The organism is Streptomyces sp. NPDC050448 (assembly GCF_040655295.1).
GTDB lineage: Bacteria > Actinomycetota > Actinomycetes > Streptomycetales > Streptomycetaceae > Streptomyces.
Window position 1 is genome coordinate 1 of record NZ_JBFAJR010000075.1, and the last position, 13,843, is coordinate 13,843.

Sequence of the window (13,843 nt, forward strand, 5' to 3'; positions counted from 1 at the left end):
CGGTCAGGCCCCCACCCTCCGGATAACGCATACCAACGGCATACCGCAGGGATCAAGAACCGTCACTACCCGACGACAACCCGAAATTCTCAGTAACCGAGTGCCGGAGGGTGCTCGGCTGGACGACGTCCCCAGGCCGAGATCAGCGGCGCGAGTGTCAGGTCGAGTTTGCCCGCGTGGATGGCGGCCAGGTGTGCGTCGATCTCGGCGTCGTCGGCCAGTCCGGCCGCGAGCAGCTCGCCGCGCACGTGCCGGATGGTCGCCGCCTCCAGCCGGTCGCAGGCCAGCCCGCCGACCGGGAAAGAGCCCGCCGCGGCGACATCTACCAAGCCGGCCTCACGCAATGCCCGCGGCAGTGTCCGGCCGTAGCGCAGGTCCGCGCCGCGGCGCGTCAGCAGCTCCCGGACCGCGTCGCGCAACCGGTTGGCCCGCCGCTGCGCAGGGCCGCTGTCGTCCAGGCACGCCAGTGGCTGCAGAGCGGTATCGGCGTCCTCGATCAGCAGCCAGCCGCCTGGCCGCAGCGCTGCCGCCATCGTGGCCAACGCGCGAGCCCGGTCGGGTACATGGACCAGCACGAGCCGGGCGTGCACCAGATCGAACGTCCCCGGCTCCGGGGGCGGATCAGCGGCGAGGTCGTGCTGGCGCACCTCGTACCCGTCGCCTGCCTTCAGCCACGACGGGTCGATGTCCGTGGCCAGCACGTGCCCGGTCGGCCCGACGGCCGCCGCGAGCGCCTCCGGGATACTGGGGCCACCCGCCCCCACTTCCCAGCAGCGCGAGCCAGCCCTCACCCCCAGTCGATCGAAGTGCCTGCGCGTCACACCGTCGAACAGCTCGGCCAGCCAAACGAATCGCTCGCCCGCCTCGGCGCGCGCGTTGTCCAGCAGGTACCCGCGGGCGGGAGCGGACTCTCCACCGAGCGCGGTAGTCCCGCCTATCGGATCCGGTCGGCCACCGACGTGCGGCGGGCGGGGCGAAGAGGTCATGACTACATGGTCAACCTTCCCAGGCCACCAGCGCCAGGACGACGGGAGAGGGATGTCTCACACAGCCAGCGAACCCCGTACGTCCTACAGCACGGTTGTGCACCGTGACGCGCCGGAAGGGGTACGTGTATTCGGCCCCCACTGCCAGCGCACCAGGCGCGGGACAGCGCGCTGACCGGACTGTCGGCTATGGCGGGTTCGACCTCGTACCGGACGCCTTCGATCGCGACGTAAAGTCGGGGCCAGCGGATCCAGCAGATGCGCGTCCCCGTTCGTGACGGGTAGCACCTCTTCTCCAGTTCGGGATCCGGGGCTGAGACCACACGCCGACACTGTTTTACTCCCAGGGCTTCCCACCCGACAGACTGTTATGAATCGGACACCATCCGACTGCGCCGAAGCCCTGGGTTCTGTGCGCAAGATCCGGTGCAGCGATTTTTTGGGGCGCTGGTTTGGGCGGCGAGTTTGGTGGCCGATGAGGAGAGGCGGGGCCGACGACACGGCGCCTCCATAGGCCCCCAACCGGCACCCTGATCCACGGCCGCCGCGCGTTCGCACGTACATCGCATGTGACAGCGATGTACGGAACATGTCACAGGGCTCGTATCGCCAGGTGCCGTTGCTTCCCCCAGAGCGCCATCGGTGGGATGTTTACGGGCCGGAGCGGCCCGCAACAGGCCGCAGGGAGGGATCGGGGTGGACACCTTGACACGCAAACAACACCGCACCGGCAACGGCAGAACCGCTGGAAGGGCTCGGAGAATCGGCAGGACCGGTGCAAACGGCGCAACGCGGCGCCGCTGGGCGGCAGCGATCGCCACGACGATCGCCATGGCCGTACCACTGACCCTCGGCGCCGCAGGAGACGCGGGGGCGGCGGGGGACCGCCCGATCGTCTTCGCCCGCTACACCGCGGCAGCGCCCACGGAAGACCTCTACGCGATCTCCCCCAGTGGCGGCACGCCCGTCAAACTCACCCACACTTCCACCGTCAGCGAGGTGATGCCCAGTTGGTCCCCGGACGGCAAGCGGGTTGCCTTCGTCCGCTACGGATCCGGTGGCGCCATCGACGGTATCTGGACGATGAAGACCACGGGCGGCGACCTGAAGGCCGTCCCCGGCACCAAGGGCGCCTCCGACCCGGCGTGGTCCCCGGACGGCAAGCGGATCGCCTACGCCATGCCGGTCGGCACCCATCACGAGATCTATGTGGCCGACATCGACGGCACTCCCGCTACCCGACTCACCCACACCGCGGCGGACGACCTCCATCCGACGTGGTCCCCGGATGGCAAGTACCTGGCGTTCAACCGCGCGGACGCGACCGGACACAGCAGGGTGATGCGGATCAGGCTGTCCACCCTGGCCCAGGCGGCGGTCACCGGGCCCACCTCCCACGACTGGACGCCCGACTGGTCGCACAGCGACCGGATCGCCTTCAGTCGCGTGGACTCCTCCGGTTTCGCCCACCTCTACCTCGTCCACCCCGACGGCACCGGACTTCACCGCATCACCGCGGCCCGTTTCAACGACAAGAACCCTTCCTGGTCCCCGGACGGCAGCCGCCTGGTCTTCACCAGGGGCGGTACCGACGACACCGACCCCGAACACCTCTACCTGGTACGGGCCGACGGCACCGCACTGACCCAGCTCACCAAGACCGACTCCCATGACCTGGAGGCTGACTGGCGCCCATAAGACGCGAGTCAGCGGCCGGTACCCTGCCCGGGTTCGGCGATCGGGGTGCCGGCCTGTGCCGGTCGCGTAGGCCCAGTCCAAGCGGAAGCCGCTGGGCAACTCGTCCGGTTGTTGCGGCATTGGAGACGGTGAGCAGGCGGGTCGCCCGGGACGCCGCGGACGGCGCAGTGCGTCTCGGACCACCCGCCGCAGCACCTCGGTGGGAAGGTTGGGGCTGTCGCGCTCAACGCGGAAGTACATGGCCCGGACGGGCCCGCACGTGCTCGTCGAACGAAACCACCTGAAGCTGATCCCGCAATCACGTCCCTGTGCAGTTCGTTACTGCGCATACGAGGTGATTGGGCTGTTGGGAACTTTTGTGCGGTAGTCCCCGGAGTTAAGTTGATCCCCAGACGACCGGGGTGCCTCATCGATGGCATGTCCATCTCCGGCGCACCGGCCGTTCGGATCTGCGACACGGGCCCTCCCTGACCAGGAGCCGGTCCGTCAACTGCACAGGGGGAGAATTCTCTTGACTACTCGTCGAACCACCCGAATCCGCACCATGGCGCTGGCCGGAGTGCTCGCGGCCGCCACCCTCTCCGCCATCGGAACCGCCTCGGCCGAGGGCAATCCGGTGGGCCAGGACAATGCGGGCACGCTCCAGTCGATGCAGAAGTGCGCGGACCAGTCCGAGGAGTTCCGGTTCCGCTTCTACTACAACTCCAACACCCAGGGAGCCTGGGTCAACATCGGCCACGACGTCTACGACCTGGCGCGGATCAGCATGGGCGGCAGCAGTAACGAGGAGTACGCCCTCCAGTTCTGCGACAAGGGCAACGGCGCCTACGTGAACGTGGCGAACCACGCGGCCTCGGCCTACAACTGGTACCGCGGCTACTGCGCCACCGTCCACTACAACTCCGGCTTCCGCGGCGCCACCGACCGGATCTACCCCAACAACAGCGCCAACCTGGGCGCGACGAAGAACAACAACAAGTCCATCGACTTCGACGCCTGCTGACCCTGCGCGAACAGGTTCACACCGATGCGACGAAGCCTCCGGGGCGGCGGCTTCTTCATCACCCTGGCCTGCGCAGCCGCATGGACGGCGGGCTGCGCGGCCAGCGGTGGTACGAGCGGTCCGCAGGCGGCGCCCTCCTCCGACACGGGGACCGCCGCCGATCCCGCGACGTGGAAACTGCCCCTCATGCGGTACATGCCGACACCGGCCGAAGAGCAGACCATCGCCCGGGCCGAGGAGCGTCTCGTCCAGCAGTGCACGGCGCGCTTCGGTATCCGCCTGCCGCCCGAACCCGCCCTTCCGCCGATCGGTGGAAGGAACATGATGGACTGGCGTTACGGCATCCACGACCCGGCACTCACGTCCCGGCGCGGATACCAGACGGACGCCACGCAACAGGCCCGCTACGATGCGGCGCTGCGCGAGGCGTCCCGGCAGCCGCAACCGTCCGCCGACACGAACGTCGTGCTGATGGGCCTCGGCACGCCCGCGGATCTGCTGGCCAAGGCGAGCCCCGGGGCACGCGGCGGTGTCGTGGACGGCAAGAGCATCCCGGAGGGCGGCTGTGTCGGCGAAGCCCGACGCACCCTGGGTACCTCCACCAGAGGCGTCTCACCCCTCGTACAGCAGCTCACCAGCGAATCCTTCCCCGCGTCCGCCGAGACCTCCGAGGTCCGCGCGGCCTTCGACCGGTGGTCGCGGTGCATGCGGGACAAGGGCTTCAGCTACGCCAAGCCGATGGATGCCAACGACGACCCGCGGTTCCGGCCGAGGCCCGATCATGCCGTGACACCGCAGGAGACCGCCACCGCGCTGGCGGACCTGCGCTGCCGCGGTTCCGAACGCGTGGCCGAGACCTGGCACTCCGCGGAAGTCCGCATCCAGCAGGAGTCCGTCACCCAGCACGCCCAGGCACTGGACGCGGACCGGCAGGCCCTCGACCGGTGCCTCGCCGTAGCGGCGGACGTCCTGGCCGGGGCGGGCGAGCCGGAGCCCGCCACCCGCACAGGAGACACGGGAACGGGATGACCGACGCGTCAACTGGCTTGGTCACCGCCTGCGCCCTCGACGTCCTCGGCGCGGTATCGCGCGGCTGACCCGGCCGGGGACCACCCCGCGCCCACCGACGCCTTCCGGCACCCGGTCCCTCGGCCCATTCCAGGCTGTCCTTCCTCGTCGGCCGTCGCCTGCGCGGCGCGCCGATGCCGACGTGACCCGGAAACGGGCGCCGCCGGGGAGCACCCCGGGACGTCGGCGTCGCGCGTCACGAATGAAGGAGAGACATGAAGTTCGCCGAAGAGCGCGTGCGCCCCTGGCGGCCCTGGCCGCCGGGGCCACGCTCGCCGGGCTGCTCCCGGCCACCGCCCGGGCGCAGGACTCCGGCCCGGCCGCACCGGTGGCCCCGGTGCGGCCGGCCCCCGACACGATGCGCGTGTGCGGCAGTGCACCGGTGGGGCCCGCCAACAGTGGGTTGAGGCGGTCGGTCCGGTCGGCGTGCCCGTCCGCGACGTCAACAGCGGCATGGCGCTCGACATACCGGGATTCGGCACGGCCAACGGCGCCGATGCCGTCCAGTGGCTGCCCAAGAGCCGCAGCGAGGCGGCCGGAAACCAGGAGCGGGACACGGGCTGGAGCCGGCATCGGTCCGTCCGCTCACCCGGCTTCCCGAGCCGCCGTCTACCGGCCCGGCATGGGCCCCATGCGATCGATGCCCCAGCCGATGCCTGCACTACCCGGGGCGGTAAGTACGCGCCCGCGGGCCCGCTTGGAGGGCCGGGCATTCCAGCTCCGGCCTTGAAGGCACAACTGAAGGGAAAACACATGCTTTTCACGCTGAAGGGAAACAGCCTCCTGTCCCGTACGGGGCTCGTGTTCGCGTCCGTTCTCGCCGCCTTCACCACGCTGATGGTCGCGCCCGGCCCCGCTTCCGCCACCGTCACCTCCTGCTCAGGGTTCGGCTGTGACGGACACGACCCCGCCATCCAGCGATGGCAGAGCGGCCCCACCCACCGCGACGGCCGGGACCACGGAAGCGGGTTCGGTGTCGAGCTGTGGACCGGCACGACCGATGGGGACTTCTACGCCTGGGCCAAGGCCAGTTACCCCAGCGGTAGCAACCCGTACGACTACACGGTCTTCGTCCAGCGCTGCCGGTTGGACCACAGCATGTGCGAAAACCTCGGGGAGTCACGCGCGGACCTGCTCATGTACGACGGCATGGACGGCAACATCGTCTACAAGCGCACTGGAATGTACTACGACCCGGCGGCTCGAACGGCCCGCGCATGCATGCGGGGCGCAGGCCGGGAGGTGTGCACGGGCTGGATCTAGAGGAGGCGCCGCGGGCCGCCGGGGCTGTTGGCCCTGGGACGGGTCGGCCTCCCACATGTGCTGCGACCCCGCCTGTGCGTGCGGGGCCGCAGCCATGTGCGCCCTGAACAACAGGTGATCGCCTGCGTGCGTGCCCCGCCGCGTGAGCCGGCCATCCCCATCTGCCCGCCGTCGAACTTCTCCTCGGTTCTTGCCCCTGTGCCGGGACTCGAGGGGCCGCCGTGCGCCACCAGGACACGGAAAACCATCCACACACCTTATGCGGAGTGAACCCCTTGAGATCCAGAAGACGTATACGCGCCCCCTTGGTCGCTGTGCTGGCCTGTGCCGCATTGACCGGCGGACTGCTCCAGGCCACACCCGTGCTCGCCTCACCCCAGCAGGACCGCGGCGCCCCCGGCGTGCTACCGGTGCCCGCTTCCGGCGGGGTCGAGGACGCCGGCAAGAAGCTCGGCAAGGACTGGAAGTCCAGTCCCGACCGCGCGGTGACGGCCGCCGCCGACTCCGCCGGTCTGCACCTTCTGGTCGCCGACGGCAGCACGGCGTACGCGTGGAAGACCGCTGCCGTTCTGTCCGAGCCCGGCCTGCCGGCGGACTCGTGGATCGGCAACCAGTGCGTGATGGACCATGACCACGCGGCCGTCGTGTACGCGCCGCGCGCCTTCGTGAACAAGCCCGACCTGATGCAGGGCGGCGCCTTCACCGCCGTTGTCAACCTGGTATCGGGGGAGGTGACAAAGCTTGAGTTCACCGCGTCGCTGGCCTACTTCGACCCGTCCTGCAACAGCACCACGCACACCGCCGCGTTCACCGCTTTTCGGGACATGAACGATCCCGCCCTCACGCGGACCCGTGTGCTGACCGTGGACACGCAGGGAAGGACCACGAGTTCGGCAGCTGCACCAGGTGAGATAACCAGCGCGGTCCCGGTGAAGGACGGCACGGTCGCAGCCCTCGGCCGCCGCCTGGTGCACCTGGACCGCTCCGGCAAGGTGAAGGACCTTGCGACCGCGGACAGCACGCCCTTCGACATCCGTCCCGCAGCCGACGGCTCGGTCGCCTTCGTCGACCGCACGAACGCTTCCACCCTCAGGGCCAAGGTGTTCACCGGCAGGGGAGCACCGACCGTCATCGCCTCGGGCAAGCTCGGTGACCTGGACCTGATGCAGGGCGAGGCGGGCCGGGTGTTCCTCACCGGCCACCCCACCGGCACCCCCGCCACCAAGGGCACCGGCATCACCCGCATCGACGCCCCTTCCGACAGGGACGTGTCCTCCCACGGCCGTCTCGCCATCGACCCGGTACTGACTGCCGGCATCCGTGCCAGCCTGGAACGCGTCAAGGACGCCGGCAAGGGCTTCACCACCGCCGAGCCCTCCCCTGAAGCCGCCCGGTCTTCCCCTGACACGACCGGCACCCCGCCGGTGACTGTCACCAGCACCGCCACCACCACCGGGGCCCGGCTCACGCAGACCATGCAGCACCACGCTGCAGGCGATGCGGGTGCCAAGGCCTCTCCGGTCCTGCGGGCGGCCAAGGCCGCGTCCGCGAAGGACTCTGCCAGTGCCTCCGGCAAGGCGTCCTCGCCGTTCGGTACCGCCGCCGCGCCACCGCTCGTGGCGGCACCCGCCACGGCCCCCGTGCCGGGCAACGCGACCGACGACGACCGCTGGTGCGCGGTCTCCCGCAACGACGTGGGCGCCCAGGCGTTGCAGCCCACGCCGAATCAGGTCGAGTGGGCGGTCGACATGGCCGTGCGCGGCAACCTGCGCGCCAACTACCTCCGCCAGGGCGGATACCGCGACCAGGCGGGCTTGGGCACCATCGACCCGCAAGGGCTGTTCCCGAAGCCGACACTGACCGGCGACGGGAGGATTCCCGCCAACGTGCTGCTGGGCATCATGGCGCAGGAGTCGAATTTGTGGCAGGCCGAGTCGGGGGCGATCCCGGGGCAGATGGGCAACCCGCTGGCCGCGGTGGACGGCTACTACGGCCACAAGGCCAGTCCGAACGACCCGGCCGCCTACTGGCACATCAACTGGGAGAAGTCCGACTGCGGCTACGGCGTCGGCCAAGTCACCGACGGCATGCGCATCGCCGGGCACGAGAAGGTCGACGCGAACGGGAACAAGGAAAAGCTCCTCTCCCCGGCCCTGCAGAAGCTCGTCGCCATCGACTACGCCAGTAACGTCGCCGCCTCGCTGAAGATCCTCGCCGACAAGTGGAACGAGGTCCACACCGACGGGCAGAAGGTCACCGTCAACAACGACAACCCGGCCATGGTGGAGAACTGGTTCACCGCCGTGTGGAACTACAACCTCGGCTTCAACCCACCCTCCGAAGCCGCCGCCAACGGCGGGCACTGGGGGCTTGGCTGGTACAACAACCCGGCCAACCCGCTCTACAAGAAGAGCTGGGGCCACCCGTTCATGAACACCGACGTCGACGGCGCGGAGGCCAACCGGGACGCCGAGCACCCGCAGGACTGGCCGTACCAGTCGAAGGTGATGGGCTGGGCCGCCTGGTCCATCGACACCGGCTTCTCCTACGCCACTTCCGGCCGCCAGGACTGGCGGGGCGAGTCGGGGTTCTCCTCGGCCGGGTTCCGGCCCGCCTGGTGGAACACCAAGAACGACCGCATAGACATCCAGCCGCCGCTGGAGACGTTCTGCAACACCAACAACAACTGTGACCCCGCCACGCCGCCCAACTGCTCCAACGAGGAGTGCTACCGGCAGTTCTGGTGGAACCAGCCCAACGTGTCCTGGAAGGCAAGCTGCAACGACACCTGCGGCCACGAGGCCCTCAAGTACGAGACGCTGGTCAACGAGCCGGGCCGCGGCTACCGCCTCAAGAACGGCACGCCCGTGTGCAGTGGCGCCCCGGCGGGTGCCCTCGTGGTCGCCTCGGTTCCCGACGGCACCCCCTCCTGGGGCGACTGCGGGACGATCTCCTCGGCCGGCAGCTTCCAGTTCGCCTTCAACCCCGGTGCCCAGAACCGCTACGAAGCCAAGGCCGACCTGCACCGGATAGGCGGCGGATACGGCGGCAACTTCTGGTATGCCCACGACCGGGACGCCAAGCACCTGGGCGGCGACAACGGCGCCATGACCGTCTTCGGTGACTGGAAGCTGGGCAAGCCGGTCGACGGGGGCCAGGCAAGGGTCTACGCCCACATCCCCGACACCGGAGCGACGGCCAAGGAAGCGATCTACGAGGTCATTACCCCCTTCACCAAGGACCCGAAGAATCCGAAGAAGACCGTGAAGAAGGTCGACCAGGGCGCCAACGCCGGCAAGTGGGTCGACCTGGGCGCCTACCGCTTCAACAACGAACTGCCCGAGGTCGCCCTGTCCAACGCCAACAGCAGCGGGGCCGCGGACAAGGACATCGCCTGGGACGCCATCGCCTTCGTGCCGGGGAAGTTCACCGGTGTCGACATCACCCTGACGGAGGTGGACAAGGACGCGCCGAACGTGGACTGGGCCAGCATCAACGGTCCCGTGGCCATGACCCCGCCCTCTGCACAAGAGTTCGTTCCTGCCGTGGGAGGGGCGCAGGCACCGCGTTCCGGGCCGGCCTCCTCAGGAGCCTCCGGTGCTCCCCGAGCGACGCCGGGAGCCACCAAGGATGCCTGCGGTACGCCCGACGCCCACGGCGTCAGGGGATGTCTGCGGATGATGCCGGAGCCCGTCAAGCCGGACAGTCCCGTGGCGCAGAAGCAGCCTGCGGCAGCAGGCGCCGCCGCGGACGTCGTCCCCTGGTGCGTGCCGGGCACGAACCAGTTCACACGGTTCGAAGCTTGCATGCACATGCAGTTCCAGTACGTCGGGCAACGCATATATCCGAACAAGCCACCGGAGGAGATCGGGCGTGCCGACTTCGACGTCAACTGGCAGATCAAACTGAACCAGAAGTCGGGCTCCTTCAAGCAGCAGATGGACGTACGGGCAACGCGCATCGACACCGCTCTGGGCGGCGTCAGCCTGACCAGCCGGTTCCACTGCTTCGAGCCCCAGGTGGATTGCGTGGACCAGCCTGCGCAGTGGCAGGGAGCCCTCAACTGGGCTCTTGGCGACAGCCATACGGCCACGGCAACCAAGGAGAACGCCTGGACCAATCCGGCGACCGGGTCCAACGGCGCCCCCGCCAGGGGCTGGGACCCCATCAACTTCACCTGGGCCTTCATCGGCAGTTCGCCCAATGCCTCCACCCCGACCCTCGGGTTGAGGGTGATGGATGACGACGCACTCTTCCAGTGCGACAATTTCGCGATCAACAACACCGTCGGCTGTTCCTTCGGAACGTACGAGCCCACCTACCAGTTCAACACGAAGAAGTACCCGGCCGCGGCCGCGCACGCCTGGCTCGTCCAGAACGTGCTGACTCCCCACGCGGGAACAAAAGCCAACCCCCTGCACTACCTGCCCAACAACAAGAACAAGTGGAGCCGCGACACGAACGACAACCGGCAGGTGATCTGTCCCAACAACTGGCCCCGCCATCCCGACGTGGACACCCTCATGGCCCCGGAGCTCACCGAGACGAACAAGGACGACAGCCGCTCCTGTGACGAATTCGCCTTCGCCGGAACGTACGAGTCCGGAGGCATGCCGACCGCGATGAACGGCCGCAACCAGGTGGCATCGGGCGATGCGTGCCTGCAGACCGTCGCCCGGCGTGTCGCAGGCGTACCCAAGCTGGAGGACGACGAGCGCTCGTCCTTGCCCACCTTCCAGGAAGTCTGTGGCCGTTCCTCGATGTCAGGCTTCGTCAACAGCGGCTCCATGAACCGCTTCGGCGGATTCGCGGAGTACTTCCGGCTGCTCGACGCCGACGCCTACTACGTCAGCGTGCCGGGCTTCGAACACTGCCCGACACAGGGCCCGTTGATCCAGTGCAAGATGACACCGTGATGTCGCACGACCGGTAGAAACGTATGGGGGGTGTGCCGACAGCACACCCCCCATATCAGCGCCGCCACACCAGGATGTCGTCTTCCACTTGCGGGAGAACCGGCCGCACCCCGACCGCCGCGCTCGCCGGCGGTCTCCACGCCGCCACAGGACGTACTTCCTGCAGAGCCCTGGCAGTGTCAGCCAGAAACGCCCCGAGCGAGGGCCACCAGCCGAGTTCCCCGCCGGTCTCATCGAAGAACGAACCCACCTGCCCGAACCCGAGGCCGGGCCGCACATCGATGAAGAGGCAGTCCATCGAACCCTCGGACATCGTCGCGAAAGGAACCCATGCCGGGTGCCACCAGGAGCCGATGACGTCCTCGTCGAGCAGCGCATTGAGCGTCTCCGCGACCGGACCGATCTCCGCCCGCCGCATGAGCCGGTTGCCGTGGGGCAGGAACGCCGCACCCGGAGTACCGGGCTCACAACCGTCGTTGAGCGCCAGCAACCGGGAGAGTTCACCGGGCAGCGCCGCATCACTCCCGTGCGGCAGGTCCGCATGCGGGACCTCCGCCACGGGGGCCCGCAGTGCCGCTGCGCTGAGCGGGGCCATGATGCCCAGCCACCCGACGATGCGTGCCCATTCCCGCGTGACGTCATACTCAGCCATGGATCCCCCTGGGCCGGTGCGCTCTGCCGCGCCCACCTTAGCCGCCGAACCTGCACTGGCTTGCGACCGTGCCTGCCTTCCTTGCCTGCGATGTCTTTCCGAGCGCAAGGAGTGTGCGGGTCACCATCCAGGAGGCGCTCAGATAGTGTTGGGTAATTGATCAACTGCATGCCGTGATGCGTCGGTGGTGATCTCCGTGGTCCAGCCGTCCATGAAACCCGATTACCCAACACTTTTCTCAGGCCGGGCGGACCAGGCGGTTGTCGTGGGCGAAGACCACGGCCTGGATCCGGTCGCGGAGTTCGAGCTTGTGCAGGATCCGCCCCAGATGGGACTTCACGGTCGCCTCCGCGAGGTACAGCGCGGCCGCGATCTCGGCGTTGGACAGGCCGCGGCCGACCTCGACGAGCACCTCGCGCTCACGGGCGCTCAGCCGGTCCAGCCGCTCGTCGCGGACGGCGGCGCCGCCGTCGGGCAGGTGCGGACGGAAGTCCTCCAGCAGACGCCTGGTGATCCGCGGGGAGAGCACCGCGTCGCCCGCCGCGACGTTGCGGATCGCGGTGAGCAGCTCCTTTGGCCTGGTGTTCTTCAGCAGGAAGCCCGAGGCTCCGGCGGCGAGACCGGCGAAGGCGTACGCGTCCAGGTCGAAGGTGGTCAGGATCAGCACTCTGCTCTGCGGGGAGACCTCGACGACCTGTCGGGTCGCCTCGATCCCGTCCGTCCCGGGCATCCGGACGTCCATGAGGACGACATCGGGCCGCAGCTCCCGGGCGAGGCGTACGGCCTGGGCGCCGTCCGCGGCCTCGCCGACCGGTGTCATGTCGGGCTGGGCCTCCAGGACCGTGCCGAAGGCCATCCGGAGCAGCGCCTCGTCGTCGGCGATCAGGATGCGGATCGTCATGCGGAGGCCGCCCCGCCGCCGCCCAGGAGGAGTCGGGTACGGACGCCCCAGCCGCCGCCCGGAAGCGGTCCGGCCCGCAGCGTCCCCCCATAGGCGGCCGCGCGCTCGCGCATGCCGGGGATGCCGTGGCCGGGCGGTGCGGCGGCGGGCCGCGCCGGGCGGGGGCCGCTGTCGGTGACGTCCACGCCGACGGCCTGGGCCGAGCACTCGACCAGGACCGTCGCGCGGGTGCCGGCGGGTGTGTGCTTGAGGGTGTTGGTCAAGGCTTCCTGCACCAGACGGTAGACGGTGAGTTGTGCGGTGGCGGGGACGTGGGTGTGGCCGCCGCGGACCTCCAGGCGGGTCGGCAGCCCGGCGGCGCCCATCTGGTCGGCGAGGGCCTCCAGCTGGGCGATGCGGGGCGGCGGGTGGCGCTCCGCGTCCCGCTCGCCGGTCCGCAGGACGCCCAGCGAGCGCCGCATGTCGGTCAGCTCCTGCCGGCCCGTCTCGGAGATCTGCAGCATCGCGGCGGTGGCCCGGTCCGGGGACCTGTGCTGGGCGTAGACGGCGGCGTCGGTGAGCGCGACCATGACGGACAGGTTGTGGGTGACGATGTCGTGCATCTCGCGGGTGATCCGGGCCCGCTCCTCGGCGACGGCCAGCCGTGCCTGCTGCTCCTGGTGCAGCGCCAGCCGTTCGGCCCGTTCCTGCACGGCGGCGAGGTAGGCCCGGTTGGTCCGCACGTTCACCCCGAGGACGGCGGCGGCGGCGACCGTCGCGGAGAGCGCGACGAAGGGGGTCAGGAACGCGCCGTCCGGTGCCCAGCGCAGGCAGGCCAGCACGGCTCCGCCCTCCACGACGGCACCGGCGAGGAGCGTGCCGCGCCGGCCTGTGTGCGCGGCCGCCGTGTAGAGGGCCACCAGCAGGGCGATGTCCGCGGGCAGTTGGACGTCCATCAGCCACTGGACGAAGGCCGCGGCCGCCACGGCGCCGAACACCGCGAGCGGGGCCCGGCGCCGCCACAGCAGGGGGAGCGCCAGGGCGGCGGTGAGCGCCGCGGCCACCGGCAGCTCCCGCGCCGGGTAGGCGGTCACGACGTTGAGGAGGAGAAGGATCGGCAGCGCCGCGTCCCACACCAGGGGCGGTACCCGGTCCCGGTGGCGCACCGTCACACCTCCCCGTCGATCGGTCGTCGTGGCGGCCCGACCGGGACCGTCAGCGCGTACAGCCGGAGCCTAGGCCGCGGGGGCGGCGGCGCGCATGAGCCCACCGGCCGACCGCACCCTGCCGGGGTACGACCGCAGGAGGAGGCCCACCACCTCCCGCGGTCGCAGAGCGGCCGCCGGACGGGCGTGACCGGTTGCCACTGCGGTCGCA

The 13,843-nt window shown here is 69.6% G+C and carries 9 protein-coding genes; 5 read left to right on the top strand and 4 right to left on the bottom strand.

The features are described from left to right. Positions 1 to 89: 89 nt before the first annotated feature. Entirely contained in the window at positions 90 to 986 is an 897-nt protein-coding gene (locus AB0I68_RS38015; protein ID WP_363182009.1) for a methyltransferase domain-containing protein, read from the bottom strand. 831 nt (positions 987 to 1,817) lie between these two features. Here AB0I68_RS38015 and AB0I68_RS38020 point away from each other — a divergent pair. The 5 genes from AB0I68_RS38020 to AB0I68_RS38040 all read left to right on the top strand — a co-directional run bounded on the left by AB0I68_RS38020 (position 1,818) and on the right by AB0I68_RS38040 (position 10,934). After that, complete coding sequence (locus AB0I68_RS38020) at positions 1,818 to 2,684, top strand: hypothetical protein (RefSeq protein ID WP_363182010.1); 867 nt, start codon at positions 1,818 to 1,820, stop codon at positions 2,682 to 2,684. Between the two features lie 511 nt (positions 2,685 to 3,195). After that, positions 3,196 to 3,687 carry a hypothetical protein gene (locus tag AB0I68_RS38025; protein ID WP_363182011.1) on the top strand — a complete coding sequence of 164 codons (492 nt, stop codon included), beginning with the start codon at positions 3,196 to 3,198 and terminating at the stop codon, positions 3,685 to 3,687. A gap of 24 nt (positions 3,688 to 3,711) precedes the next feature. After that, positions 3,712 to 4,716 (top strand): hypothetical protein, encoded by a 1,005-nt coding sequence (locus AB0I68_RS38030; RefSeq protein WP_363182013.1) that lies wholly within the window; start codon positions 3,712 to 3,714, stop codon positions 4,714 to 4,716. A gap of 792 nt (positions 4,717 to 5,508) precedes the next feature. Next, a complete protein-coding gene (locus AB0I68_RS38035) occupies positions 5,509 to 6,018 on the top strand; it encodes a hypothetical protein (RefSeq protein WP_363182014.1) in 510 nt (169 codons plus the stop codon). A gap of 314 nt (positions 6,019 to 6,332) precedes the next feature. Further along, positions 6,333 to 10,934, top strand: a complete 4,602-nt coding sequence (locus AB0I68_RS38040) for a Tat pathway signal protein (protein WP_363182019.1) — start codon at positions 6,333 to 6,335, stop codon at positions 10,932 to 10,934. 55 nt (positions 10,935 to 10,989) lie between these two features. Here the strand turns inward: AB0I68_RS38040 and AB0I68_RS38045 are convergent, their stop codons facing one another. The 3 genes from AB0I68_RS38045 to AB0I68_RS38055 form a co-directional block, all read right to left on the bottom strand. Further along, complete coding sequence (locus tag AB0I68_RS38045) at positions 10,990 to 11,622, bottom strand: SMI1/KNR4 family protein (protein WP_363182016.1); 633 nt, start codon at positions 11,620 to 11,622, stop codon at positions 10,990 to 10,992. A 202-nt stretch (positions 11,623 to 11,824) separates the two neighbouring features. Beyond that, the gene (locus tag AB0I68_RS38050) at positions 11,825 to 12,487 is read right to left on the bottom strand and encodes a response regulator transcription factor (protein ID WP_363182017.1); all 663 of its coding nucleotides are present in this window, start codon (positions 12,485 to 12,487) and stop codon (positions 11,825 to 11,827) included. Beyond that, the gene (locus AB0I68_RS38055) at positions 12,484 to 13,638 is read right to left on the bottom strand and encodes a histidine kinase (RefSeq protein ID WP_363182018.1); all 1,155 of its coding nucleotides are present in this window, start codon (positions 13,636 to 13,638) and stop codon (positions 12,484 to 12,486) included. Before AB0I68_RS38055 ends, AB0I68_RS38050 begins: the two co-directional genes overlap by 4 nt. Positions 13,639 to 13,843: the final 205 nt, after the last annotated feature.

Coding starts and splice junctions, on each gene's coding strand:
- AB0I68_RS38035 (WP_363182014.1), top strand. CDS start 5,509: ATGCTTTTCACGCTGAAGGGAAACAGCCTCCTGTCCCGTACGGGGCTC.
- AB0I68_RS38030 (WP_363182013.1), top strand. CDS start 3,712: ATGCGACGAAGCCTCCGGGGCGGCGGCTTCTTCATCACCCTGGCCTGC.
- AB0I68_RS38020 (WP_363182010.1), top strand. CDS start 1,818: ATGGCCGTACCACTGACCCTCGGCGCCGCAGGAGACGCGGGGGCGGCG.
- AB0I68_RS38015 (WP_363182009.1), bottom strand. CDS start 986: ATGACCTCTTCGCCCCGCCCGCCGCACGTCGGTGGCCGACCGGATCCG.
- AB0I68_RS38050 (WP_363182017.1), bottom strand. CDS start 12,487: ATGACGATCCGCATCCTGATCGCCGACGACGAGGCGCTGCTCCGGATG.